The organism is Clostridium malenominatum, from assembly GCF_039521365.1.
In the GTDB taxonomy this organism is placed as follows: domain Bacteria; phylum Bacillota; class Clostridia; order Clostridiales; family Clostridiaceae; genus Clostridium_AW; species Clostridium_AW malenominatum.
In genome coordinates this window covers 706,833-728,062 of the sequence record NZ_BAAACF010000001.1, presented here as the reverse complement: position 1 = coordinate 728,062, position 21,230 = coordinate 706,833, and the positions used below count along the sequence as shown (strand labels likewise).

Below are 21,230 nucleotides of genomic sequence, written 5' to 3'. Positions count from 1 at the left end.
TATAAAATAATTAAAGTCAATATGAATTAGAAAAATAAAATTTTTCTAATTCATCCAAACTAAACATAAAGCTTTCCTTCAATTCTCCTATCATAGGCCGACCAATTTCCCGGTTCTATTCCCTCTTTTATTAAAGATATTTTATTCATGGTAGCATCCACATAATCTGCATAATGTACTATGTAAGACTCTTCCATATTGGGTGGCTTAGGAGAACCAAATTCTACCTTACCATGATGTTGGACTACACACCCTTTAATTCTCTCTTTAAAATCTTCATTATAAAGATTAGGTTCCTTTCTAAACGCCTCTTCTAACATAGTTACTCCTATTACAATATGTCCTTCCATCTCTCCTCTTAATGTGTACGAAAAAGGTCCATCATAATTAAATTCATATATTTTACCTATATCATGAAGTTTTGCTCCGAGTATTACTATTTCTTTGTTTCTGCAATCGTATCTATAAGCAAAGGTTCTAGCTAAATACATTACATTTAAAGTATGCTCCGCTAAGCCACCTAAATAATTATGATGCATACTTACCCCGCCTATTCCCCTTTTGAATCTCTTTAAAAACTCTTCGTCCTTAAAAAAATAATCATTTAAGGCCTTTATCTCTTTACTTTTAAACTCTTCCTCAGACATTTCATCAATTTCTCTCATTATGTCTTCTACTGATCTTTTAATTGTTGGAAGAAATTGCTCCACTAAAAAATGATGCATCTTTTTAAATTTGGATATAACTAATAAAGTTTCCATGGAAGCTGTACACTCTATTACATCTCCTATTTTAAGGACATCATCCTTATCGGGTATTACAGCCTTTATATCCCCACTATTATCACCAATATATGCTATAGTGTTATTCTCATTATCTTTATATAATTTTTTCATAATCATAAAGGTAGTATTTACCTTATCTCCACCTCTTATATCTTTTGCATATACACTTTTCACCAATATCTCCCCTTTGCTAAAAACTACATAGTTATTATGTTCTATTTTCACAAAAATATTAGAATAAAAAAGATATATACTGCTTGTGTAACCTTCGCTTCAATAAGTAATTCTAAAATTTAGTTTTTTCTAGTTTCTAATGCTTTGCAAACTCCCTTTGGTCAAACATGCAAAGCATTTTACAAAAACTATAAAAACTAAATTAAGAATTGCTAAATTTTGCTCAAATGTATACTGCGCATTATATATCTTTTTATAAACTTATATCTTCCCAGTTAATGTATTTATTCAAAATTTCCATGTACTGTACTAAGTACTTTTCCTCTACTTCTGTAAATCTACCTACTTCTGGGCTGTCAATGTCTAATACTCCATACACTTTATCATTTTTTATTATAGGTAGTACAATTTCTGAATTTGAAGCTGCATCGCAGGCTATGTGTCCCTCAAAACTATGTACATCTTCTATTCGCATAATGCTTTTACTACTTACAGAAGTTCCACATACACCCTTGCCAATCTTTATTCTAGTACAAGCAGGCATTCCTTGAAATGGTCCCAGTACTAGCTCTCCCTTCTTCATAATATAAAAACCTACCCAATTTATTCTATCCATTAGAGCATTAATTAACGCGGATGCATTAGCTAAATTAGTAACGGCATCCTCTTCATCTTTTATTAAAGCATCTAACATGGTCACCATATTTTCGTATTTTTCTTCTTTACTTAATCCATCAAAAATTTTTATATCAAACAAAACTAACACCTCATCTTTTGTTAATTAAAATAATTATGTATTTCATTTACTTTTTCTTTAACTAAACTTACTACCTTTTCATTACCTGCAATTATATTTATTCCTTCGGTACCATCTTCCTTATTTATTTTAGATGTAATAACTTCTCCACCTGCTTCTTTAACTATAAGCTCTCCCGCTGCCATATCCCAAAGACTTAACTTTAATTCCCAGTATCCATCGAATCTTCCACAAGCTACAGAACATAAGTCAAAAGCAGCAGTTCCTGTTCTTCTTACTCCTTGTAGTTCTTTTACTATATTGCAAAATAAATTTACATTATTATGTTCTGAAACCTTTTTATCATAAGGAAATCCTGTAGCTAAAATACATTGGTCTAAAGCATCCTTGTCTCCAACCTTTATCTTTGTGTCGTTTAAGTATGCTCCTTCCCCTTTTATGGAATAGAACATCTCATCAAGCTTTGGAACGTAAACTACTCCAAGTATAGTTTCTCCTAGATGCTTTAATGCTATGGATATGCAAAATATTGGGATTCTATGAAGGTAGTTATTAGTTCCATCTAATGGATCTACAACCCAAACATAATCACTCTCTTTGTTTAGCTCACCATTTTCTTCAGATAGAATAGAGTGTTCTGGGTAATACTGCTTTATTTTATCCATTATAATTTTTTCAGATAATAAATCCACCTCTGTTACCATATCTACGTTGGTACTTTTGCTGGAATACTCTATTTCCTTATCTATTTTGTCTAATTGTATTTTTCCTACTTCTCTTGCCCATTCTATTACATTATGTAATATCTCTTGTAAATCCAAACAACTCACCATCCTCTTTTTTTATTTTATACTAAAAATAAAGAAAAGGGAACTTATGTAGCTCCCTTTAATTTTAAACTTCCCTATTTACATTTGAAATATTCATATATTGCTTTAAACAAGAACATCCCAACCGTTGCTCCTGGGTCTTGATTTCCAATGGAGCCTTCTCCATAATAAGCTGCTCTTCCGAACTTTGACTTTATATCTTTTGTCATAATAGCTCCAACTTCTGCTGCTTCATAAGCATCTTTAAAGGCTTCTCTAAAATCCAATTGACTTTCTTTTGATTTTTTTAAACTCTCTACTGCTGGATGAAGGGAATCTAAAATAGTTTTATCCCCTACTTCAGCTTTTCCTCTCATTTTTATTCCTTCAATTCCTGCCTGTCCAAAATCTATCATATCTTTTAAAGTAATTTGCTTTAATCCTTTAATAGCTTTTCCACCCTTCATAAGGGCCGTTGCCATTAAAGTTCCCATAGTAGATGGAACGGTATTAGCCATAACCATTCCCATCTTGCCAATTAAAGCTCCTATGTCCTCACCTTCCACCTTGTCCATTTCATTAACTATAGCTCTAAAACCTTCGCTCATAGTCAATCCTAAATCTCCGTCACCCATAGCTCCATCTAATGCTATCAAATAATCTTTTGCCTCATCCATAACTTCACTTATTTTTTTTAATATTTCCTTTACCTGAACTATATTTATATGTTCCATTGTTCCTCTCCTATACCTGTTGAAAGAATGGTGTATCTGCTTGTTTATCTAGGAAGTCTTTTAATTCTTCATCTAATTTCATTAAAGTTATGGACATTCCTCCCATCTCCATGGAGGTTGCATATTCTCCTACATATGGCCTATAAATTTTAATTCCTTTTTCCTCTAGCATTAAATGTACTTTTCTATAAACTATATATAGTTCTTCCTTTGGCGTGGAGCCCAATCCATTTATAAGTACAGAAACCTCATCTCCATTTTCATAAGGTAAATCCTCTAATATTCTATTTACTAATTCCTCGGTTATTTCATCAGCGGTTTTTAGCTTTTCTCTTTTAATTCCTGGTTCTCCGTGTATACCCATACCTATTTCCATTTCATCTTCCCCTATAGTAAAGGTTGGCTTACCTGCAGAAGGAATAATACATGGTGAAATAGCCATTCCCATGGTTCTAGTACCACTTAAAGCTTTTTCAGTTACTCTCTTTACGTCCTCTAAAGATTTTCCTTCTGATGCAGCTGCACCAGCTATCTTGTAAGCATAAAAAAGTCCTGCTACCCCTCTTCTCTTGGTTTCACTTCCCTTTGGCGCTGAAGCTACATCGTCCGCAACTAAAACTGTCTCCACTCTAATATCTTCAAATTCGCTCATTTCAGCAGCCATATCAAAGTTCATTACATCTCCACTATAGTTTCCGTAGATGTATAACACACCTTCTCCTCCATCTATAGCTTTAGTAACATTTAGCATAGTAGTAGCACTTGGAGAAGCAAATACATTTCCAACCGCACATCCGTCAATCATACCTTTTCCTACATAGCCTAAAAATATTGGAAGATGACCAGATCCTCCTCCTGTAGCTATTGCTACTTTACCTTTTACAGGTCGATCGTACCTTACAAGAGCTCTTTTATCATCATTAGCAATTTTCACCTCTTTGCTATGTGCAAGAAGTATTCCTTCCAACATTTCCATAACAAAATTATCTGGGTTATTTATTATTTTTTTCATACTAAAACCTCCAGAATTATATTAATATGGCACTCCTGCAATGAGTATTATATTTGAATAAGGAGTGCAGTCTCCTGTTTTAATTACTGCTTTTGCATTCTTCGATATTTCTTTAAAGTCAATGTGTGGAATTAATTTCCTTTCTACTCCTGGGAAAAAACTTACCATTTCATCATACCTTTCAGGGCTTACTTCTTCAGTTTCTTTAGCAACTATTATTTTTTCTACAGGTAATTCCTTTAGTATAACCCTTATTAAATCTAGGGTAGTTGGTAGGTTCTCCTCCACACCTAAGTCTATTCTTTTTACACCTGAAGGTATAGGAAATCCTGCATCACATATTATTATAGAATCTGTATGCCCTATAGCTGCTACTAATTCTGATATATCTTTGTGTAGTATACCTGTCTTTTTCATTTTACTAACTCCTTTAGTTCATTGACATTTTCCTCTATAAAAGCTTTAACTTCATGATAATAAGGCAGTGACGGCTGCGATCCCATCTTTGTTACAGATAAAGCTGCTGATGCATTAGCAAATTTAATTGCATTTGATATACTCCACCCTCTTGTTAATGCATATGCAAAGGAACCTATAAATTCATCTCCTGCGGCAGTAGTATCTATCACATCTACCTCTAAGCTTTTTAGAAAATGCTCTTCTTTATGGTTTAGGAAATATACTCCTTTTTCACCCATGGTTATTAATACATTTTTGCATCCTAAGTCCAGTAACTTTTCAGCAGCTTTTCTTGCATTATCCTTATCATTAATTTCTATTCCTGTGCAATCTTTTGCTTCTACTTCATTTAGTACTATATAAGTGAGTTTATCTAAATATCTCTTATCAAAATCCATGTACGGTGCTGGATTAAAGATAATATTTTTATTATGTTTACACGCTATATCAATAGACTTATAAATACTTTCAATAGGAATCTCCATTTGTAAAATTAAAATATGGCATTCTTTTATCAACTCTTCATGTCTCTCAATATCCTCAGGAGTAACTTTTAAATTCGCACCAGGTATTATTATTATTCTATTTTTCCCGTTATCTTCAAGGGTTATAAATCCTACTCCAGTACTATGATTTTCTTCTATCATAACGTAGCTGTATTCTACATTATATTCTTTTAAACTATTCACATGAGATTCTCCAAAACTATCCTTTCCTAGCTTGCCTAGCATAACAACATCCGCACCTAGCTTTGCAGCTGCTACAGCTTGATTAGCTCCTTTTCCTCCAGTAAATTGTGAAAAAGATATTCCCTTTATAGTTTCTCCTTCAATAGGAGCCCTAGGTGTTTTAGCTACTAAATCCATCATAAAGCTTCCAATTACAAGAATCTTATCCATTTAAACCGTCTCCTCTAAACTAATCTTACCTAATAGCATTTTACCTAAACTTCCACCTGGGTGAAATACCGCAAAATTATCTTCTTTAAATCCTTTTAAGATAGATAAAGTAATTCCTATAGCATCTCCAACGGCTAATACTGCAGTGGTACTGGATGTAGGTGCTACATTAAGATGATCAGCTTCTCTTGTTGCATCTACTTTAATGTGTATATGACTTTTCTTAGCTAAAGTTGAATTTTCATTGGAGGTAATTGATATAATTTTTGTCCCTATAATTTTTAATGAAGGTATCATTTGGATCAACTCTTTTGTCTCTCCACTATTTGATATAGCAATTACTACATCGCCTTTTGTTATCATTCCTAAATCTCCATGTAAAGCTTCTGTAGCATGTACAAATATGGCCGGAGTCCCTGTACTTGAAAAAGTAGCTGCTAGTTTTTTACCTATATGACCTGATTTGCCTAACCCTGTGAAAACTACCTTGCCTTCACAGGATTTTATTGTCTCTACTGTTATAACAAAATTTTCATCTAAATTCTTACTGACTCTTTCAATAGCTTTTATTTCTTCTTCTATAATCTTTTTACCAACTTTTAACGCATCCATTAACATTCTCCTTTCCCTTAAACAATTTTTCCAACAATTTTGCCAATGCCCTGAATTTCAGCTTTAACAGAGTCACCTTTAACAATTTCTATAGCTTCCCATGGAGTACCAGTCAAAATGATATCTCCAGGCATTAAAGTCATTATTTTAGAAATGTAGCTTATAAGATAAGGTATTGAAAAAATCATGCCTTCTGTAGAGGAATTTACAACAGTTTTAGAATTTTTATTTAAAGTCACTTTTAAATTGCTTATATCTATATCTTTCACAAGAAAGGTACCTAACGGAGTAAATCCATCAAACATTTTTGAAACATTCCAAATCGCGGAGGGTACTAGCTTGTCTACAGCTGTAAAATCCATAGCAGTGGTATAACCTAATATATAACTTTCTGCTTCTTCTTCTTTTACTTCTTTGCACTTTCTTCCCATTACTACTGCCAATTCAACCTCTGCCTTAACTAAATTAGATAGATTAGGATAAGGTATGTTTTCTTCATAGGTTATGGTGGTAACTGGCTTTAAAAAAATAATAGGTTCCCTAGGGGTATCACTTTCATCTTTTATCATAGCCTTATAGTTTGTACCTACACCTATAATATTTTTAGGATTGTGAGGGGGTAAAAGTTTTACCTTATCCTTATCTATTCTTTCAACTGTTAAGGAATAATTTTGGTAAAGGTCACCATCTATTTTATATAGGTGACCTAATCTTTCATAAACGTATGTTTCATCATTATTGTAAATAGCTTTATTAATTATTAATGCCATATTAGCCTACCCCGCTACACTCTGATTTTTCTTTCCTAGCATATTCTTTATAGGAATATATAGAAGTGAAACTAATGCAAGAATAAATAACACTATAGATATTGGTCTTGTTATAAATATTGAGTAAGTTCCTGAGGATAATGCTAAACTTCTTCTAAAGTTTGATTCAGCTATTGGTCCTAATAAAAGTGCTAATATAAATGGTCCTAATGGTATATCTAATCTTCTAAATAAGAAGCCTATAAAGCCAGATATAAGCATTACTCCTACATCAAATAAAGAATTATTTAATGCGTAAGATCCAATTATGCAGAATAATATAACTACCAACCAAATAACTTTAGGTTGTACTTTTAAAATATATGAACTTCCCTTTGCAGTTAAAAGTCCTAGCACTAATATAGTAAGATTAGCAACTATAAGTAATGCCATGATATTATAAACAAACTTTGAATTTGATATAAACATCTGCGGTCCTGGTTGCATTCCATACATCATAAGGGATCCTATTAATATTGCTGTAACTGAGTCTCCTGGAATTCCTAAAGTCATCATAGTTGTCATGGTTCCACCTATAACTCCATTATTTGCTAAGGATGTAACTGCAAGGCCTTCAACTGATCCGTTTCCGAATTCTTCAGGTTTTTTGGACATTTGCTTAGCCTGTTGCCAACATATGATTGAAGCTATATCTCCACCTGTCCCTGGTATGGCTCCTATTATTACTGAAATTATTGCTGATATAAAGGATGGAAATGCAGTAGTTTTAAATTCTTTAGCTGTAGGAACTACCCTTCCTAAATCTTTTATATCCATTATTTTTCTATCATCTTTTTTATCCTCAATAATTTGATAAAGGATTTCTCCTATACCAAACATACCTATCATTATTGGTATAAATGATATTCCTTGCATAAGATTCATGTTGCCAAATGTAAATCTTTGAACTGAAAACATTGGATCTAATCCTATAGTTGAAATAATAAGTCCTAATAATCCTATAATTAATCCCTTTACTATTTCTTTTCCTGAAACACTAATCATCATAGATAAACCAAAAATAGCTAAAGCAAAATATTCAGGCGGTCCAAACTTTAGTGCAAACTTTGCAATTGGGAAAGCTGCAACAATCAATACAAAAGTACTGAATAATCCACCTATAACAGAGTATATTGTGTTAATTCCTAATGCTAATCCAACTTTACCCTGTTGAGTCATTTTATATCCATCAAAGGTCTGAGCTATTGATGCTGGAGTACCTGGAGTATTAACCAATATAGCAGAAATACCTCCAGACCATATTGCAGAGTTATAAACTCCAAGTAACATAGCTAGTCCTTGAGTAGGCTCTAACCAAAATGTAAGAGGAGTAAGTAGAGCAACCCCCATAGTCGCAGATAACCCTGGTAAAGTACCTATAAACATTCCAACCACTACTCCTATAAAGTTATAAAGAAAAACGTTAGGTTGTAATACATCTCTTAATGCACCAAGTAACAATGCTCTTCACTCCTCTCATCTTAAATTTAACATTACATTAAACACATTGTTGAAAATTAAATAAGTACTTGCAGTTAAGCATACTGACAAAATAAGGTTTTTTGTTAATTTCATCCCATAAAGGTAACCTAATAAAAATAACAATACAAAGCATGCAATTATATAAGATACATTAATCCATAGAACCATAAAAGCTATAACAATAGCTATTGTAAGTAAAAATATTTTCTTGTTTTCTTTTGGCCATTCTTTCACATTGAAATAGACATTTTTATTTTTCATCCCTTTAGAAATTAGAATTACTGACATTATAATAAGACATGTCCCTATAATTCTGGGAAAGTATCCTGGTCCTGGTACTCCATCAGTTGTACCACCTGGAAAATTTCTTGACATGAATATCCACCAAACACCTATCAAAGATGTAATTATGCCAAATACAACATCACCATTAAACATGCTTACCCTCCTTTTAAAAGGAGCTTGTATGTGTGTAAACATACATACAAGCTTTATTTTAATTACTTATTTTTTTATTCCCATTGCTGGTATTTGTTTCATATAGAAATCAAATTGACTCTTTGCAAATTTATAGAACTCTTCTCCATTTTGATAAGCAACTGTAAATGCTCTTTCATTTGCTATTTTCTTTAAACTTTCAGACTGTATAGCTTTTTCAATAGCTGGAATTAGTGCATCTTGAACTTCCTTTGGAAGGTTCTTTGGAGCTGCAAATCCCCCCCATGCAGCCACAACTATGTCATAACCTTTTTCTTTCATTGTTGGAACTTCTGGAAAGAAAGGTGATTTATTTTCATCAACTACTGAAAGCACACGAAGTTGTCCACTTTCAACACCTGATTTAACTTCAGAAACACTTACTGTAACTGCATCTATGTGTGATCCCATAAGAGCTGCTATAGCTGGTGCTGCACCATCAAAAGGAACGTGATTAAACTTAGTGTTAGTAGCACTTTCAACTGTAGCTGCTGCTATATGCCAAATTGATCCTGTTCCTGAGTTACCAACCTTTATTTTTGATGGATTTTGCTTTGCGTAATCTATAAATTCTTCTATTGTCTTCCATGGAGAATCAGCTCTTACAGTAACTGTAGCTGGTGAAATATTTGATCTTCCAAGTAATGTAAATCCATCTGGTTCCACATCATTTGCATAACCTAATGCCTTAACCATAGCTAATTCAACTGGTACATATCCTATTGTATATCCATCTGGATTGCTTCCCTGTAAGAATGACATGGCAACTGCTCCTGCTGCTCCTGTTTTATTAGTTGAAACCACAGGAACTCCTAAAGTTTTTTGTAATTCTGAAGCTACTGTTCTTGCAACAGTATCAGATAATCCACCAGGTGCTGCCTGAATAATCATGCTAATTTGTTTATTAGGATATTTAGCTTCCTTTTTGTCAGTACTTCCACCACTACTAGCACAGCCAGTCATAAAAACCATTGATGCCACAAGTCCTAAAGCCACCATAATTTTACTCTTTTTCATAACTTACCCCTCCACCTTACACATTAATTTTTTAAGATTATGTAAAAGTACTTCTGTACTTTCAACATCTAAATTTTGTAAAGGTTTTCTTACATAGCCTCCATTTAATCCGTTTACTTTCATACCAGCCTTGATTACAGCTATGTTACCATCTCTTAGAAGATCTGCTGTAGCTCTAGCATATGCTTGTAAACCTTCAGCTTTTTTGTATTCTCCATTGGTATAAGCTCCATATATTTTCACAAATATATCTGGATTTACATTTGAGTTACCTGATACTAATCCATCACATCCCATAGAAAGCATAGTATAGAATAATGGGTCACATCCGCTTAATACTGAAAATCTATCTGATTTTAATGCTATATATTCTTGAAGTCTTATCATATCTGATGAGCTAAATTTAATTCCTACAATATTTTTAGTTTCGTCTATAAGTTCTTTAACTATATGAGTTTTTACATCGTTATTTGTTATACCTGGGAAATTATAAATATACACTGGATAATCTTCTGGAACATTTTTAGAAAGTTCTAAGTAGTAATCTTTTAACTGGCCATCTGTTAACCTATAGTAGTATGGAGTAATAGATGTTATTGCATCTACTTTTAAATCTACAGCATGCTTTGATAACTCCCAAACATTTCTAATACTTAAATCACCAACATGTAATACCACTGGCAATTTACCTCTAAGCTCGTCCATTATTACTTCAGCGGCAAATTTTCTTTCTTCTACATCTTGTAAAGTACCTTCTCCTGTAGTTCCAAGTGCAAATACACCATTTACATTTTTTCTAACCTCAAATTTACATAACTCTCTTAATGCTTTTTCGTCAATCCTCCCATTCTCATCAAAGGGAGTGACAATGGCAGCAACTACTCCTTTAAATTTCATGTATTAATCCTCCTTTAAATATTATATTTATTTAGCCTTAGTAATCGATTACTGTTTATCTAAAAATTTTTATTTAATTAATTCATTTACTATGTTACGAAAATAACAGTAATCGATTACTATAATTCTACAATAAAAAGAATTAAATTCTCTTTATCGACTCACCTAAGTAGATTTTAGGACATAATATATATTCTTTAAAGTTTTTATTATTGACTTCATTTTCAGCTTTTTCTATTAATATATTAGAAACCTTTCTACCAATAGCATAGGCGTCCTGCTGAACAACTGTAAGTCTCGGTTCTACTAACTCTGGAGCACTTAACTCTCCGTAAGATACCATAGATATATCCTCTGGTATTTTATAGCCCAGTTCTTGTATAGCCACCATAGCACCTTCCGCCATTTTATTGTTAGTAGCAAATATAGCAGTAGGCTTTTCTACATTTTCTTTCATTAAAAGCTTTTTAACTTCAAAGTAAGCCTTCTCTTCGTCAAAATTACCATATAATAAATATTCATCTTTAATGGGGATGTTATTATTATTCATAGCAGACTTAAAGCCTTTTGATCTCTCAGCTCCTGTTGTAACGTCTAATCTACCATTTACTATGGCAATTTTTTTATGGCCACTTTTTATTAAAAGTTCAGTTAAATCATAAGCTGCATCAAAATTATCCTCTATAACAGTGTCAATATTTAACCCCTCAACTTTTCTATCAATAGCAATTACATTTACACCACTGTTTATAAAGTTTAATAGTTCTTCAATGTTGTTACCACTTGGTGCGATAACAACTGAATCAACCCTTTTTTCAAATAAAACCTTTAATAACTTTTTTTCTAATTCTTCATCTTCATGGGTTACAGCCATTATTATGTTATAACCTCTAGCTCTCATATCATCTTCAATTACCCTTGCTATTTTCATAAAATAAGGATTTGATATATCCCCAACAACAAAACCAATTAAATTTGTTTTATTGTTTTTTAAGCTTCTTGCAATAGCGTTAGGAGAATAGTTAAGTTCCTTGATTACAGTATATACCCTTTCTCTCGCTTCATCACTTACGGGGTAATTATTGTTAAGTACCCTAGAAACTGTGGCTGTAGAAACCCCAGCTTTTTTTGCAACTTCCTTTATAGTAATTTTTTTCATTCTCATACCCCTTATTTATAGTACACGTTTACTATATTAATAATAACCTATTTTTCAGATAATTTCAATATCTTTTCCCAAAATTATTTTAAAAGCATTTTACACTATTTCTTTTATCGAATTACCTTCTTTAATCTCAACATCGACAATATACTCAATTTCCTCATTTTTTAAGTTCCTATTAATCTTATCTAACACAATATCACCACATTTTATTCCAAGCCTATAAGAATCATAAGATACTGATGTTATTTTAGGGTTTATTAACTTATGTATGCTACTTTCTCCAAAACATACTAAAGATATATCTTCCGGTACCCTCATATTAAACTTTTTAATTCCAAGTAATACTCCTTCCTGCAAATAATGATTAGTACAATATATTGCGGTTGGAGATTTATCTTTGTTTTTTAATAATTTAATAACGCCTTCAAAGGCATTTTCTTTTGAAATGCTATTTCTTAAAATAAGTTCATCCTTTAGTATTATGTTATTATCCTTCACTGCTTTTAAAAACCCTTCATATCTTTCCTTTTCAGTATAAATATTAGGATTTCCATTAATTATTGCAATTTCTTTATGACCTTTTCTTATCAACTTTTCTGTAATGCTATATGAAGCTTCAAAGTTATTTAATATAATAGATGAAGTTTTAATCCCCTCAATATTTCTATCCACTAATACAATATTAACACCTTTTTGTAAAAAATCTTCAACATTATCCTTTTCATTTTGACAAGTAGCTAAAACTATAGCTTCAACTCTTCTTTCTTCAAATAGTTCTAATAATTCTAATTCATTTTCAATATTATCATGACTACTTCCCATCAAGAGACTATATCCACTATTTGAGACTACCACTTCTATTCCCTTTGCCATCTTCATAAAATAAGGATTTGATATATCTGGAACTACCATCCCTATTGTATTTGTCTTTTTTACTTTAAGACTTCTTGCTACAGCATTAGGTATATAGTTTAGTTCTTTTATGACACTTAAAACTCTTTCCCTGACCTCGTCACTAACGGGATAATCTCCATTTATTACTCTTGATACCGTTGCTGTTGAAACATCAGCTTTTTTTGCTACATCTTTCACTGTTATTTTTACCATTGATTTTCACCACCAATAATGTTTGTAATAAGTGTAAATATTATTTTATCATTTTATTGACAAACTGTCTCCCATTTAACAAAATTAATATGATATATTATTTATATAATAAAGGGAGGTACTAATCATGGATAGAGAAATTAAAATAGCTCTCTTAAAAGAAGAATTAAAAGAACTTAAAGAGAGTTTTAAATATCAATATGGTGAAAAATACATGGACTTTCCAGAGGTTCAAGCAAGACTTGAAGTTATTACAAATATGATTAAGTTTTATGAAGGAAATTAAGAGGAATTACTTTGTAGTTCCTCTATTTATTTTGATAATCAGTTATTTTGATTATCAAACAAATTGAACTTTGAATTTAGCCATGATATTATAATAATACAAGAAATTATGTATTATTATGTCATTATACGCAGAAAGGGATGATCTAATATGAAAAGTATAAAATCAAAAATGTTACTATTTATTCTAACACCTGTACTTATAATTTTTTCTATTGTAATAGCATTTCAAACCATATCCAATGGAATAATGGTTCAGAACAATACCAAAGAATATCTTCTATCTCAAGCTAAAGAATATTCTGCCCTTATGAAAGCTGATTTAGAAGTAGCTTTAGATTCTGCACGAACTTTAAGTAGTGTTTTTAGCAACTTAAATGAAGTTAAACCTGAAGAAAGAAGAACTGTTGCAAACTTAGCAATGCAAAATCTTTTAAAAAATAATCCTAGCTTTTTAAGCACATGGACTGTTTGGGAACCAAACGCTTTAGATGGCTTAGATATAAAATATGCCAATAAAGGCGTTTATGATTCCACAGGTAGATTTAATATGTACTGGTCAAATTATAATAATAATATTTCCTCTGCTTTAGCTACAATGCCTAATGAATATAATGTAGATTGGTATACCATTCCAAGAGATAGTAAAAATGAATTTATTACAGAACCTGAAGCTTTCGATGTTCAAGGTACAAAAGTAACAATGATTTCACTTTGTGCTCCAATAATACAAAATGGAAAAGTTCTTGGTGTTACAGGAGTTGACGTATCCATTGATTATATGAATGATGTAAATTCTAAAATTAAAATCTACGACACTGGTAGTGCAATGATAATTTCTAATAACGGACAAGTAGTAGCTCATCAAAATAAAGAGCTCATAGGAACTAACTTCTATAGCAACCAAAAAGAAAACATTGAAACAATAAAGCAATCAGTATTTGAAGGAAAAGAATATCTTCATTCTGAAAAATCTAAGGAATTAAAAGATACACTAATTACTGCTTATACACCAATCATAGTGGGCAAAACAACAACTCCTTGGAGCTTAGCACTTTACGTTCCTCTTAAAGAAATTATGGCCGAATCTAATAAAATTATGACAAAAGGCTTTTATTTAAGTTTAGCTGGCCTATTAATATTAGGAGCCATGATATGGATACTATCAAATTTAATTGTTAAGCCAATATTATTAACCACTAACATAATAGATAAAACAGCTGAATTAGATTTGGCATGGGACTTTACTAATGATATTAATAAATTATTAAAGTATAAAGATGAAAATGGCAAGATGGCAAAAGCAGTATCCAATTTAAGATATGAGTTAAAAGATACTATTAATAGCATTTTATTAACTTCAAAAAACATAGATAAAGAAAGTGAGAATTTGTCTGCTACATCTGAAGAGATGGCAACTTCTTCTCAAAATGTATCCTTAGCTATAACGGATGTAGCCAAAGCTACAGGTAATCAAGCAGAGGATTTGGTAAGCATAAATTCTATAATTAGTAATTTTGGAGTTTCCCTTGAAAATATGATTCACTCCATAGAATTAATACATAGTTCCTCAAAAGAAATAGATAGTTCAGCAAATAATAGCAATGATAATATGATAAGCCTAATTAACTCTATTAATACAATAAATAGTTCATTCAAGGATTTTTCTTTACGCATAAATACTCTTCACCATAGCGTATTAAAAATAAATGAAATTACTAATTTGATAAATAATATATCTGACCAAACAAACTTATTAGCTTTAAATGCAGCAATAGAAGCAGCTAGAGCTGGAGAAGCAGGAAGAGGATTTGCTGTTGTAGCCGATGAGGTCCGAAAATTGGCCGAGCAAAGCAAAGGTTCTTCTCTAGAAATTAATAATTTAATTAAAGTTATATCACAGGACACAAATAATATTGTATCCACTAGTGAAACTATGGAATTAGAATTTCAAAATCAGCTTTCTACTGTTAATACTGCTATAGAATCCTTTAAAAATATTATTGAAAAAATAAAATTTATAATTCCAAAAATAGAAGAAGTCAATACCCTTACCCAAAACATAGATTCAGAAAAAAATGATATAATATCAAAAGTAGAGTCATCTTCATCTATAGCTGAAGAAATATCTGCTTCTTCCGAGGAAATATCTGCCTCTTCTGAGGAAATGACCATGTCTTCTGAAGAAGTAGCATCTTCTGCCAACTCCTTAAGTGAAATGACAAAGGAAATGGTAGAAAAAATAAATAAGTTTAAGATATAAGAAATATTTATAGTACCTCTTGTCAATAATAAATATAGTTTGATAATTACATTTTATTATATTAAAATGTAACTATTAAAACAAAGGAGGTAACAGTTATGAAGGCTTTTCAAATGAGCGAAGTAGCTTATAAAGAATTTTTAAAATTCCTTGAAGACAGCAATGTTCCATCAAAGTCAATAAGAATCAATTTATCAGGCCATGGCTGAGGAGGCCCAGTATTTAATCTTGTTCTGGATGAACAAGGCAAAAATGATGATGTTACTAAAATAGGTGACATAACTTTCTTAGTTGACAAAGACTTAGTTGCACAGTTTGGTGGGTTTGAATTAACTTGTGGAGAAGAAAATGGTCTTGGAGGCTTTAATCTTCAACCATTATTAAAAGATGACGATGGCGATGGATGTTCCACATGTTCAGGTTGTCACTAAAAATTGCAAGGATACTTTTTAAGACTTTTAGCTAAATAGTTTTTAGTTAATAATCAATATGAAAATTCCCGTGGAATTTTATAATAACAAAAAATTCCACGGGAATTTTATCTATAACTAAAATACTAAAAATTATTTAACTAGTAAATTAATCTATAACAGATTTTTTAAACACTATGGAGTTACTATCTAACCTAGGTTGTATTCCCAAAGTTGTATATGGCTTTTCTAAAATTCCTACAAGTTCCCATCCTTCTTCACCATATTTATTCAATTGTTCCTCTATTGTCAAGTTGCTATCTGAACTAAGAAAATGATCCAATGTAAACATCTTATATTCCCACTTCATATAAGTTCATTCACCCCTTTTAAATATTTTTCTAGCTTTCCTAATAATCTTATTATCTACAAAAATATTGGGGTTATTCCTTAAATTTTATTTCTTTAATCATCTTCTCTTAATATGTTAATATTTTTGCCTTCCATAACTTTATTCATATTTCTTACGGCACACATTTTTCCACACATAGTACATGTATGCTCATCTTCTGGCATAGAACTTTTTCTATATCTTCTAGCCTTTTCCTCATCTATTGCTAGATTAAACATACCTTCCCAATCTAGTTCTTTTCTTGCTTTACTCATCTTGTTATCCCAATCTCTTGCTCCCTTTATTCCTTTAGCTATATCTGCTGCATGGGCAGCAATTTTAGTAGCAATTATTCCTTCTTTCATATCTTCTAAATCTGGCAACCTCAAATGCTCCGCTGGAGTTACATAGCATAGAAAGTCTGCTCCATAGGTTGCTGCAATAGCTCCCCCTATAGCACTAGTAATGTGATCATATCCTGGCGCCACGTCTGTTACAATAGGTCCTAATACATAAAAAGGTGCATCATAACAAAGCTTCTTTTCTAAAACCATGTTTGCTTCAATTTCATTTAATGCCATATGTCCTGGTCCTTCTATCATAATCTGTACATTTCTTTCCCATGCTCTCTTAGTTAGTTCACCTAAAGTCATTAGTTCTTTTATTTGACTTGGATCTGTAGAATCGGCTATGGATCCAGGTCTACATGCATCTCCTAGACTTATAGTAACATCGTACTTTTCACAAATATCTAACAATCTATCATATTGTTCATAAAAAGGATTTTCTTTATTATTTAATTCCATCCAAGCATAAAGAAGAGAGCCTCCCCTGGATACTATGTTAGTAAGTCTTGGATTTCTCTTGAAAATTTCTGCTGTTTCTCTATTCATACCTGCATGTATTGTCATAAAATCCACACCATCTTTAGCATGAGTTTCAACAACTCTAAATAAGTCCTCTGCAGTTAAATCTTTTAATTCTTTATCATAAAAACCTACTGCGTCGTACATAGGAACGGTTCCAATCATTGCTGGTGACATATGTATAAGCCTTTGTCTAAATTCTTGAGTTTTTCCAAAACAGCTCAAGTCCATTATAGCTTCTGCTTTCATCTCTATTGCTTTTTTTACTTTTTCTAATTCCATCTCTATATTACAGCAATCCTTAGATATTCCCAAATTCACATTAATTTTAGTTCTAAGACCCTTGCCTATTCCTTCTGGGTCTATACTTAGATGATTTTTATTTGCTGGTATTGCAACCTTTCCTTGTGAAACTAACTCCATTAAATCTTCTACTCTCACCTTTTCTTTCTTTGCTACAATTTCCATTTCTTTTGTAATGATGCCTTTTTTAGCTGCATCCATTTGAGTTGAATAATTCATTAATCCCATCTCCTTTTTAATAAAAATAAAAGGGAAGCAAATGCTTCCCTCATAACCTTTTTATAATAAAAAAATCACAACTTTATATATAAAAATTGTGGTTAAATTATATAAAGCTCTTCCCTACGTTGGAATTATCCAAATCAGGTTATGAGGGTCTGAGATCACATCTCACTCTCAGCCTATTTATAGGCTCCCCTAGAAATATTCAATTTTCTTCAGTTTAAATTTAACATAATGATTAATGATTGTCAACATTTTACTTTTTTAAATTGATAGTTTTTTAAATGTTTAGATATTTAGTTAATGACAAAATTCCCAAGAAATTTTTATTATTATAAAATCTCCTGGGAATTTTCACTTTAACTATTAATTAGAAATCTAGTCATCTAGAAATCTTATTTAAAATATCTTCCTAATAATCCTTTGAAAGCTTGACCGTGTCTAGCTTCATCTTTACACATTTCATGTACTGTATCGTGAATTGCATCTAGGTTAAGCTTCTTAGCAAGTGTTGCTAAGTCTTTCTTTCCTTGACATGCTCCGTGTTCAGCTTCTACTCTTGCTTCTAAGTTCTTCTTAGTATCCGCCCAAACCACTTCTCCTAATAATTCAGCAAACTTTGCTGCGTGCTCAGCTTCTTCAAAAGCTATTCTCTTATAAGCTTCAGCTACTTCTGGATATCCCTCTCTATCAGCCTGTCTGCTCATAGCTAAGTACATTCCTACTTCTGTACACTCTCCCATAAAGTTTGCTCTTAATCCTTCTATAATTTCTGGATCTACGTCCTTAGCTACACCTATTCTATGTTCGTCAGCCCAAGCCATATCCTCAGTTTTTTCTATAAATTTAGTTGCAGGAGCTTTACATAATGGACACGCTTCTGGTGCCATTTCTCCTTCATGAACATATCCACATATTGTACAAACAAATTTTTTCATTATTAAATTCCTCCTAAAAACTTTAATTTTCTCATTTCTTATTTACAATTATTATTATATAATAATAATTATTAATTTGCAATAGTTTTTTAAAAGTTTTTATGGTTTTTTTCCAATGTTTACACATATATTATAAAGCATTAAAAGTTAACGGTAAATCTTACCGTTAACTTTTAATAAAAAATTTATAATTTATTTTTTCAACAGTTCTTTACCAGATATTCCTGGCTCAGTCATTCCATAAGCATTTAATATAGTAGTTAATTCTGCTTCTTTTAATAATCCTTCTTTTAAAATTAATTCTTTTACAGACTCTCCACTATTTATTGCGGTTTTAGCCAGTCTGGCAGAGTCCTTATATCCAATGTGTGGAACTATTGCTGTTATTATACCTACGCTGTTTTCAACCATTTCTCTACAATGTTCTTCATTGGCAGTAATACCCTTTACACAGTTTTCTATAAAGGTTTCTACTCCATGGGCAAGAGTTTCTATGGATTCAAATAAATTGTAGAATAAAACTGGTTCAAAAGCATTAAGTTCTAATTGACCTGCCTCAGCTGCCATAGTTATAGTTAAGTCATTACCAATTATGTTGAAGGCAACCTGACTCATAACCTCAGGGATAACAGGGTTTACCTTCCCTGGCATTATAGAGGAACCATTTTGTTTTGATGGAAGATTTATTTCTCCAAAACCTGTTCTTGGTCCTGAGGATAGTAATCTTAAATCATTACTCATCTTAGAAAGGCTTATTGCACAAACCTTAAGCGCACTTGATACCGCTGCAAAACCATCTAAGTTTTGAGTACCATCAACTAGGTCATCGTTTTGAATCAAATCAATTCCTGTAACCTTAGCGATGTTTGGAACTATATGCTTAACATACATTTCATCAGCATTTAACCCTGTTCCTATAGCAGTTGCTCCCATATTTATATGCTTTAAATCTTGCCCTGCTCTCTTAATTCTTACTATGTCTCTCTTTATAGCATTTGCATAAGCATGGAATTCTTGACCAAGTCTTATTGGAATAGCGTCTTGCATTTGAGTTCTTCCCATTTTTATAACATGGTCGAATTCTACAGACTTTTCTAACAATGCATCTACCAAGTTCTGTAGTTGAATCAATGCTTTATCAATTAGCCTTATAGTAGCAATTTTGCCACCACTTGGAATTACATCATTTGTTGATTGTCCATAATTAACATGATCATTTGGATGGACAACACTATAATCTCCTAGCTCTCCACCTAGGATTTCTGTAGCACGGTTCGCAACAACTTCATTAATGTTCATATTCATAGAAGTTCCTGCTCCACCTTGAATTGGGTCTGTTATAAACTCTTCATGGAGCTTTCCTCCAATTATTTCGTCGCAAGCTTTAACTATGGCATCTCCTTTTTTTCTATTTAGCAGTTCTACCTCCATATTTGTTATGGCCGCTGCTTTCTTAATTTCTGCCAAAGCCTTAATAAGTTCAGGATGAATTTTTCTTCCTGTAATATTAAAGTTTTCATAAGCTCTTAGTGTTTGTACTCCATAATAAGCATTCTTTGGAACCTGCTTTTCACCAACGGAGTCACTTTCAATTCTAAATAACATATGCTATTCCCCCTATAATAATAATTATTTAACCTTAGTTATGATTTTATTTTGCTAACTCCACAGTTTTCTCTGCTAAAATATCTGTAGATGATATGAAATTAAAATCTTTAAATTTCTCTTTAACAGGATCAAATACTAATGGTAATTCTGTACATCCTAAAATTACGACATTAACGCCCTGTTTTCTAAAATCCTTTAAAATATAGTTCAATTCTTCTATTTCAAAAAAACTTTCCCCCGATTTTACCCTATAAATTAAATCTAAAATTCTATCTTTAACCTCTTCAGTAGGTACTACTGTTTCCAATCCGTATTTTTGAAAATACTTTTCATAGACTCCACCTTCATAGGTTCCAACTGTAGCTAATAATCCAACACTACACTTTCCGAAGTTTGTAGCTATATGCTTACCCACTTCTTCTATCATGTTTACAAACGGTATTTCCACAGCCTCAACTAATTTATCATAGAAATAATGAGCAGTGTTGCACGGGATTATTATAAAATCTACCCCATTATTTCTAAGTCTTACAGCTGTTTCTACCAGGGCCCCAATGGGATTTTCACCCTTCCCCATAATATAGCCAGTTCTGTCTGGTATTTTAGGATTATTATCTACTATAATATGGATATGATCTTGATCCTTTGTGGCTGGCGTTAAATCTACTATTTTATTTAATAAATCTGCCGTAGCCTTAGGACCCATTCCTCCTAGTATTCCTACCGTCTTTCCCATAATGAATTCCCCC

Annotated in this window: 23 protein-coding genes and 1 riboswitch; of the genes, 3 read left to right on the top strand and 20 right to left on the bottom strand. The window is 32.0% G+C overall.

Annotated elements, in window-relative coordinates; genetic code table 11:
- Window positions 1-59 precede the first annotated feature (59 nt).
- The 15 genes from ABDZ69_RS03625 to ABDZ69_RS03555 all read right to left on the bottom strand — a co-directional run bounded on the left by ABDZ69_RS03625 (window position 60) and on the right by ABDZ69_RS03555 (window position 13,195).
- Window positions 60-959: an HD domain-containing protein gene (locus ABDZ69_RS03625; RefSeq protein ID WP_343766701.1), complete on the bottom strand. Its 900-nt coding sequence runs from the start codon at window positions 957-959 to the stop codon at window positions 60-62.
- 253 nt (window positions 960-1,212) lie between these two features.
- Entirely contained in the window at window positions 1,213-1,716 is a 504-nt protein-coding gene (locus tag ABDZ69_RS03620; RefSeq protein ID WP_343766699.1) for a GAF domain-containing protein, read from the bottom strand.
- Between the two features lie 20 nt (window positions 1,717-1,736).
- Window positions 1,737-2,537: an inositol monophosphatase family protein gene (locus ABDZ69_RS03615; protein ID WP_343766697.1), complete on the bottom strand. Its 801-nt coding sequence runs from the start codon at window positions 2,535-2,537 to the stop codon at window positions 1,737-1,739.
- 83 nt (window positions 2,538-2,620) lie between these two features.
- The gene (gene dhaL / locus ABDZ69_RS03610; protein ID WP_343766694.1) at window positions 2,621-3,259 is read right to left on the bottom strand and encodes a dihydroxyacetone kinase subunit DhaL; all 639 of its coding nucleotides are present in this window, start codon (window positions 3,257-3,259) and stop codon (window positions 2,621-2,623) included.
- Between the two features lie 10 nt (window positions 3,260-3,269).
- Window positions 3,270-4,271 carry a dihydroxyacetone kinase subunit DhaK gene (dhaK, locus tag ABDZ69_RS03605; protein WP_343766692.1) on the bottom strand — a complete coding sequence of 334 codons (1,002 nt, stop codon included), beginning with the start codon at window positions 4,269-4,271 and terminating at the stop codon, window positions 3,270-3,272.
- A 21-nt stretch (window positions 4,272-4,292) separates the two neighbouring features.
- The gene (gene rbsD, locus ABDZ69_RS03600; protein WP_343766689.1) at window positions 4,293-4,688 is read right to left on the bottom strand and encodes a D-ribose pyranase; all 396 of its coding nucleotides are present in this window, start codon (window positions 4,686-4,688) and stop codon (window positions 4,293-4,295) included.
- On the bottom strand, window positions 4,685-5,629 hold the full coding sequence (gene rbsK / locus ABDZ69_RS03595) for a ribokinase (RefSeq protein WP_343766686.1): 945 nt from the start codon (window positions 5,627-5,629) through the stop codon (window positions 4,685-4,687). The genes rbsD and rbsK overlap by 4 nt, the downstream gene beginning before the upstream one ends.
- Window positions 5,630-6,241 (bottom strand): KpsF/GutQ family sugar-phosphate isomerase, encoded by a 612-nt coding sequence (locus ABDZ69_RS03590; RefSeq protein ID WP_343766683.1) that lies wholly within the window; start codon window positions 6,239-6,241, stop codon window positions 5,630-5,632.
- A gap of 17 nt (window positions 6,242-6,258) precedes the next feature.
- A complete protein-coding gene (locus ABDZ69_RS03585; RefSeq protein ID WP_343766680.1) occupies window positions 6,259-7,011 on the bottom strand; it encodes a fumarylacetoacetate hydrolase family protein in 753 nt (250 codons plus the stop codon).
- A 6-nt stretch (window positions 7,012-7,017) separates the two neighbouring features.
- Window positions 7,018-8,511 (bottom strand): tripartite tricarboxylate transporter permease, encoded by a 1,494-nt coding sequence (locus ABDZ69_RS03580; protein WP_343766677.1) that lies wholly within the window; start codon window positions 8,509-8,511, stop codon window positions 7,018-7,020.
- Between the two features lie 15 nt (window positions 8,512-8,526).
- Window positions 8,527-8,970 carry a tripartite tricarboxylate transporter TctB family protein gene (locus ABDZ69_RS03575; RefSeq protein WP_343766674.1) on the bottom strand — a complete coding sequence of 148 codons (444 nt, stop codon included), beginning with the start codon at window positions 8,968-8,970 and terminating at the stop codon, window positions 8,527-8,529.
- Window positions 8,971-9,036: 66 nt separating this feature from the next.
- Window positions 9,037-10,026 (bottom strand): tripartite tricarboxylate transporter substrate binding protein, encoded by a 990-nt coding sequence (locus ABDZ69_RS03570; RefSeq protein ID WP_343766672.1) that lies wholly within the window; start codon window positions 10,024-10,026, stop codon window positions 9,037-9,039.
- A gap of 3 nt (window positions 10,027-10,029) precedes the next feature.
- Window positions 10,030-10,923: a dihydrodipicolinate synthase family protein gene (locus tag ABDZ69_RS03565; RefSeq protein ID WP_343766670.1), complete on the bottom strand. Its 894-nt coding sequence runs from the start codon at window positions 10,921-10,923 to the stop codon at window positions 10,030-10,032.
- A gap of 142 nt (window positions 10,924-11,065) precedes the next feature.
- Window positions 11,066-12,082 carry a LacI family DNA-binding transcriptional regulator gene (locus ABDZ69_RS03560; protein WP_343766668.1) on the bottom strand — a complete coding sequence of 339 codons (1,017 nt, stop codon included), beginning with the start codon at window positions 12,080-12,082 and terminating at the stop codon, window positions 11,066-11,068.
- Between the two features lie 99 nt (window positions 12,083-12,181).
- Window positions 12,182-13,195, bottom strand: a complete 1,014-nt coding sequence (locus tag ABDZ69_RS03555; RefSeq protein ID WP_343766665.1) for a LacI family DNA-binding transcriptional regulator — start codon at window positions 13,193-13,195, stop codon at window positions 12,182-12,184.
- Window positions 13,196-13,322: 127 nt separating this feature from the next.
- Between ABDZ69_RS03555 and ABDZ69_RS03550 the strand changes: the two genes are divergently transcribed.
- From ABDZ69_RS03550 to ABDZ69_RS03540, 3 genes are all read left to right on the top strand, one after another.
- Complete coding sequence (locus tag ABDZ69_RS03550; protein ID WP_343766664.1) at window positions 13,323-13,481, top strand: hypothetical protein; 159 nt, start codon at window positions 13,323-13,325, stop codon at window positions 13,479-13,481.
- Between the two features lie 150 nt (window positions 13,482-13,631).
- Entirely contained in the window at window positions 13,632-15,743 is a 2,112-nt protein-coding gene (locus ABDZ69_RS03545) for a methyl-accepting chemotaxis protein (RefSeq protein WP_343766661.1), read from the top strand.
- Window positions 15,744-15,841: 98 nt separating this feature from the next.
- Window positions 15,842-16,174 (top strand): HesB-like protein, encoded by a 333-nt coding sequence (locus ABDZ69_RS03540; RefSeq protein WP_343766658.1) that lies wholly within the window; start codon window positions 15,842-15,844, stop codon window positions 16,172-16,174.
- Between the two features lie 148 nt (window positions 16,175-16,322).
- Here the strand turns inward: ABDZ69_RS03540 and ABDZ69_RS03535 are convergent, their stop codons facing one another.
- From ABDZ69_RS03535 to cuyB, 5 genes are all read right to left on the bottom strand, one after another.
- Window positions 16,323-16,523, bottom strand: coding sequence for a DUF4177 domain-containing protein (locus ABDZ69_RS03535; protein ID WP_343766657.1), 201 nt, complete (start codon window positions 16,521-16,523; stop codon window positions 16,323-16,325).
- A 95-nt stretch (window positions 16,524-16,618) separates the two neighbouring features.
- Entirely contained in the window at window positions 16,619-17,932 is a 1,314-nt protein-coding gene (gene thiC, locus ABDZ69_RS03530) for a phosphomethylpyrimidine synthase ThiC (RefSeq protein ID WP_343766654.1), read from the bottom strand.
- Between the two features lie 103 nt (window positions 17,933-18,035).
- Window positions 18,036-18,142, bottom strand: a riboswitch (TPP riboswitch).
- A 188-nt stretch (window positions 18,143-18,330) separates the two neighbouring features.
- On the bottom strand, window positions 18,331-18,873 hold the full coding sequence (locus ABDZ69_RS03525; protein WP_343766652.1) for an NADH peroxidase: 543 nt from the start codon (window positions 18,871-18,873) through the stop codon (window positions 18,331-18,333).
- Window positions 18,874-19,065: 192 nt separating this feature from the next.
- Complete coding sequence (locus ABDZ69_RS03520; protein ID WP_343766650.1) at window positions 19,066-20,478, bottom strand: aspartate ammonia-lyase; 1,413 nt, start codon at window positions 20,476-20,478, stop codon at window positions 19,066-19,068.
- Between the two features lie 46 nt (window positions 20,479-20,524).
- The gene (cuyB, locus tag ABDZ69_RS03515; RefSeq protein ID WP_343766646.1) at window positions 20,525-21,217 is read right to left on the bottom strand and encodes a cysteate racemase; all 693 of its coding nucleotides are present in this window, start codon (window positions 21,215-21,217) and stop codon (window positions 20,525-20,527) included.
- Window positions 21,218-21,230 lie beyond the last annotated feature (13 nt).

What these genes read in the sequence shown, in the direction of transcription:
- ABDZ69_RS03555 (WP_343766665.1), bottom strand. Translation starts at nt 13,195, where the DNA reads ATGGTAAAAATAACAGTGAAAGATGTAGCAAAAAAAGCTGATGTTTCA.
- thiC (WP_343766654.1), bottom strand. Translation starts at nt 17,932, where the DNA reads ATGAATTATTCAACTCAAATGGATGCAGCTAAAAAAGGCATCATTACA.
- ABDZ69_RS03565 (WP_343766670.1), bottom strand. Translation starts at nt 10,923, where the DNA reads ATGAAATTTAAAGGAGTAGTTGCTGCCATTGTCACTCCCTTTGATGAG.
- ABDZ69_RS03550 (WP_343766664.1), top strand. Translation starts at nt 13,323, where the DNA reads ATGGATAGAGAAATTAAAATAGCTCTCTTAAAAGAAGAATTAAAAGAA.
- ABDZ69_RS03585 (WP_343766680.1), bottom strand. Translation starts at nt 7,011, where the DNA reads ATGGCATTAATAATTAATAAAGCTATTTACAATAATGATGAAACATAC.
- ABDZ69_RS03545 (WP_343766661.1), top strand. Translation starts at nt 13,632, where the DNA reads ATGAAAAGTATAAAATCAAAAATGTTACTATTTATTCTAACACCTGTA.
- ABDZ69_RS03575 (WP_343766674.1), bottom strand. Translation starts at nt 8,970, where the DNA reads ATGTTTAATGGTGATGTTGTATTTGGCATAATTACATCTTTGATAGGT.
- rbsD (WP_343766689.1), bottom strand. Translation starts at nt 4,688, where the DNA reads ATGAAAAAGACAGGTATACTACACAAAGATATATCAGAATTAGTAGCA.
- dhaL (WP_343766694.1), bottom strand. Translation starts at nt 3,259, where the DNA reads ATGGAACATATAAATATAGTTCAGGTAAAGGAAATATTAAAAAAAATA.
- ABDZ69_RS03590 (WP_343766683.1), bottom strand. Translation starts at nt 6,241, where the DNA reads ATGGATGCGTTAAAAGTTGGTAAAAAGATTATAGAAGAAGAAATAAAA.
- rbsK (WP_343766686.1), bottom strand. Translation starts at nt 5,629, where the DNA reads ATGGATAAGATTCTTGTAATTGGAAGCTTTATGATGGATTTAGTAGCT.
- cuyB (WP_343766646.1), bottom strand. Translation starts at nt 21,217, where the DNA reads ATGGGAAAGACGGTAGGAATACTAGGAGGAATGGGTCCTAAGGCTACG.
- ABDZ69_RS03570 (WP_343766672.1), bottom strand. Translation starts at nt 10,026, where the DNA reads ATGAAAAAGAGTAAAATTATGGTGGCTTTAGGACTTGTGGCATCAATG.
- ABDZ69_RS03525 (WP_343766652.1), bottom strand. Translation starts at nt 18,873, where the DNA reads ATGAAAAAATTTGTTTGTACAATATGTGGATATGTTCATGAAGGAGAA.
- ABDZ69_RS03535 (WP_343766657.1), bottom strand. Translation starts at nt 16,523, where the DNA reads ATGAAGTGGGAATATAAGATGTTTACATTGGATCATTTTCTTAGTTCA.
- ABDZ69_RS03560 (WP_343766668.1), bottom strand. Translation starts at nt 12,082, where the DNA reads ATGAAAAAAATTACTATAAAGGAAGTTGCAAAAAAAGCTGGGGTTTCT.
- ABDZ69_RS03520 (WP_343766650.1), bottom strand. Translation starts at nt 20,478, where the DNA reads ATGTTATTTAGAATTGAAAGTGACTCCGTTGGTGAAAAGCAGGTTCCA.
- dhaK (WP_343766692.1), bottom strand. Translation starts at nt 4,271, where the DNA reads ATGAAAAAAATAATAAATAACCCAGATAATTTTGTTATGGAAATGTTG.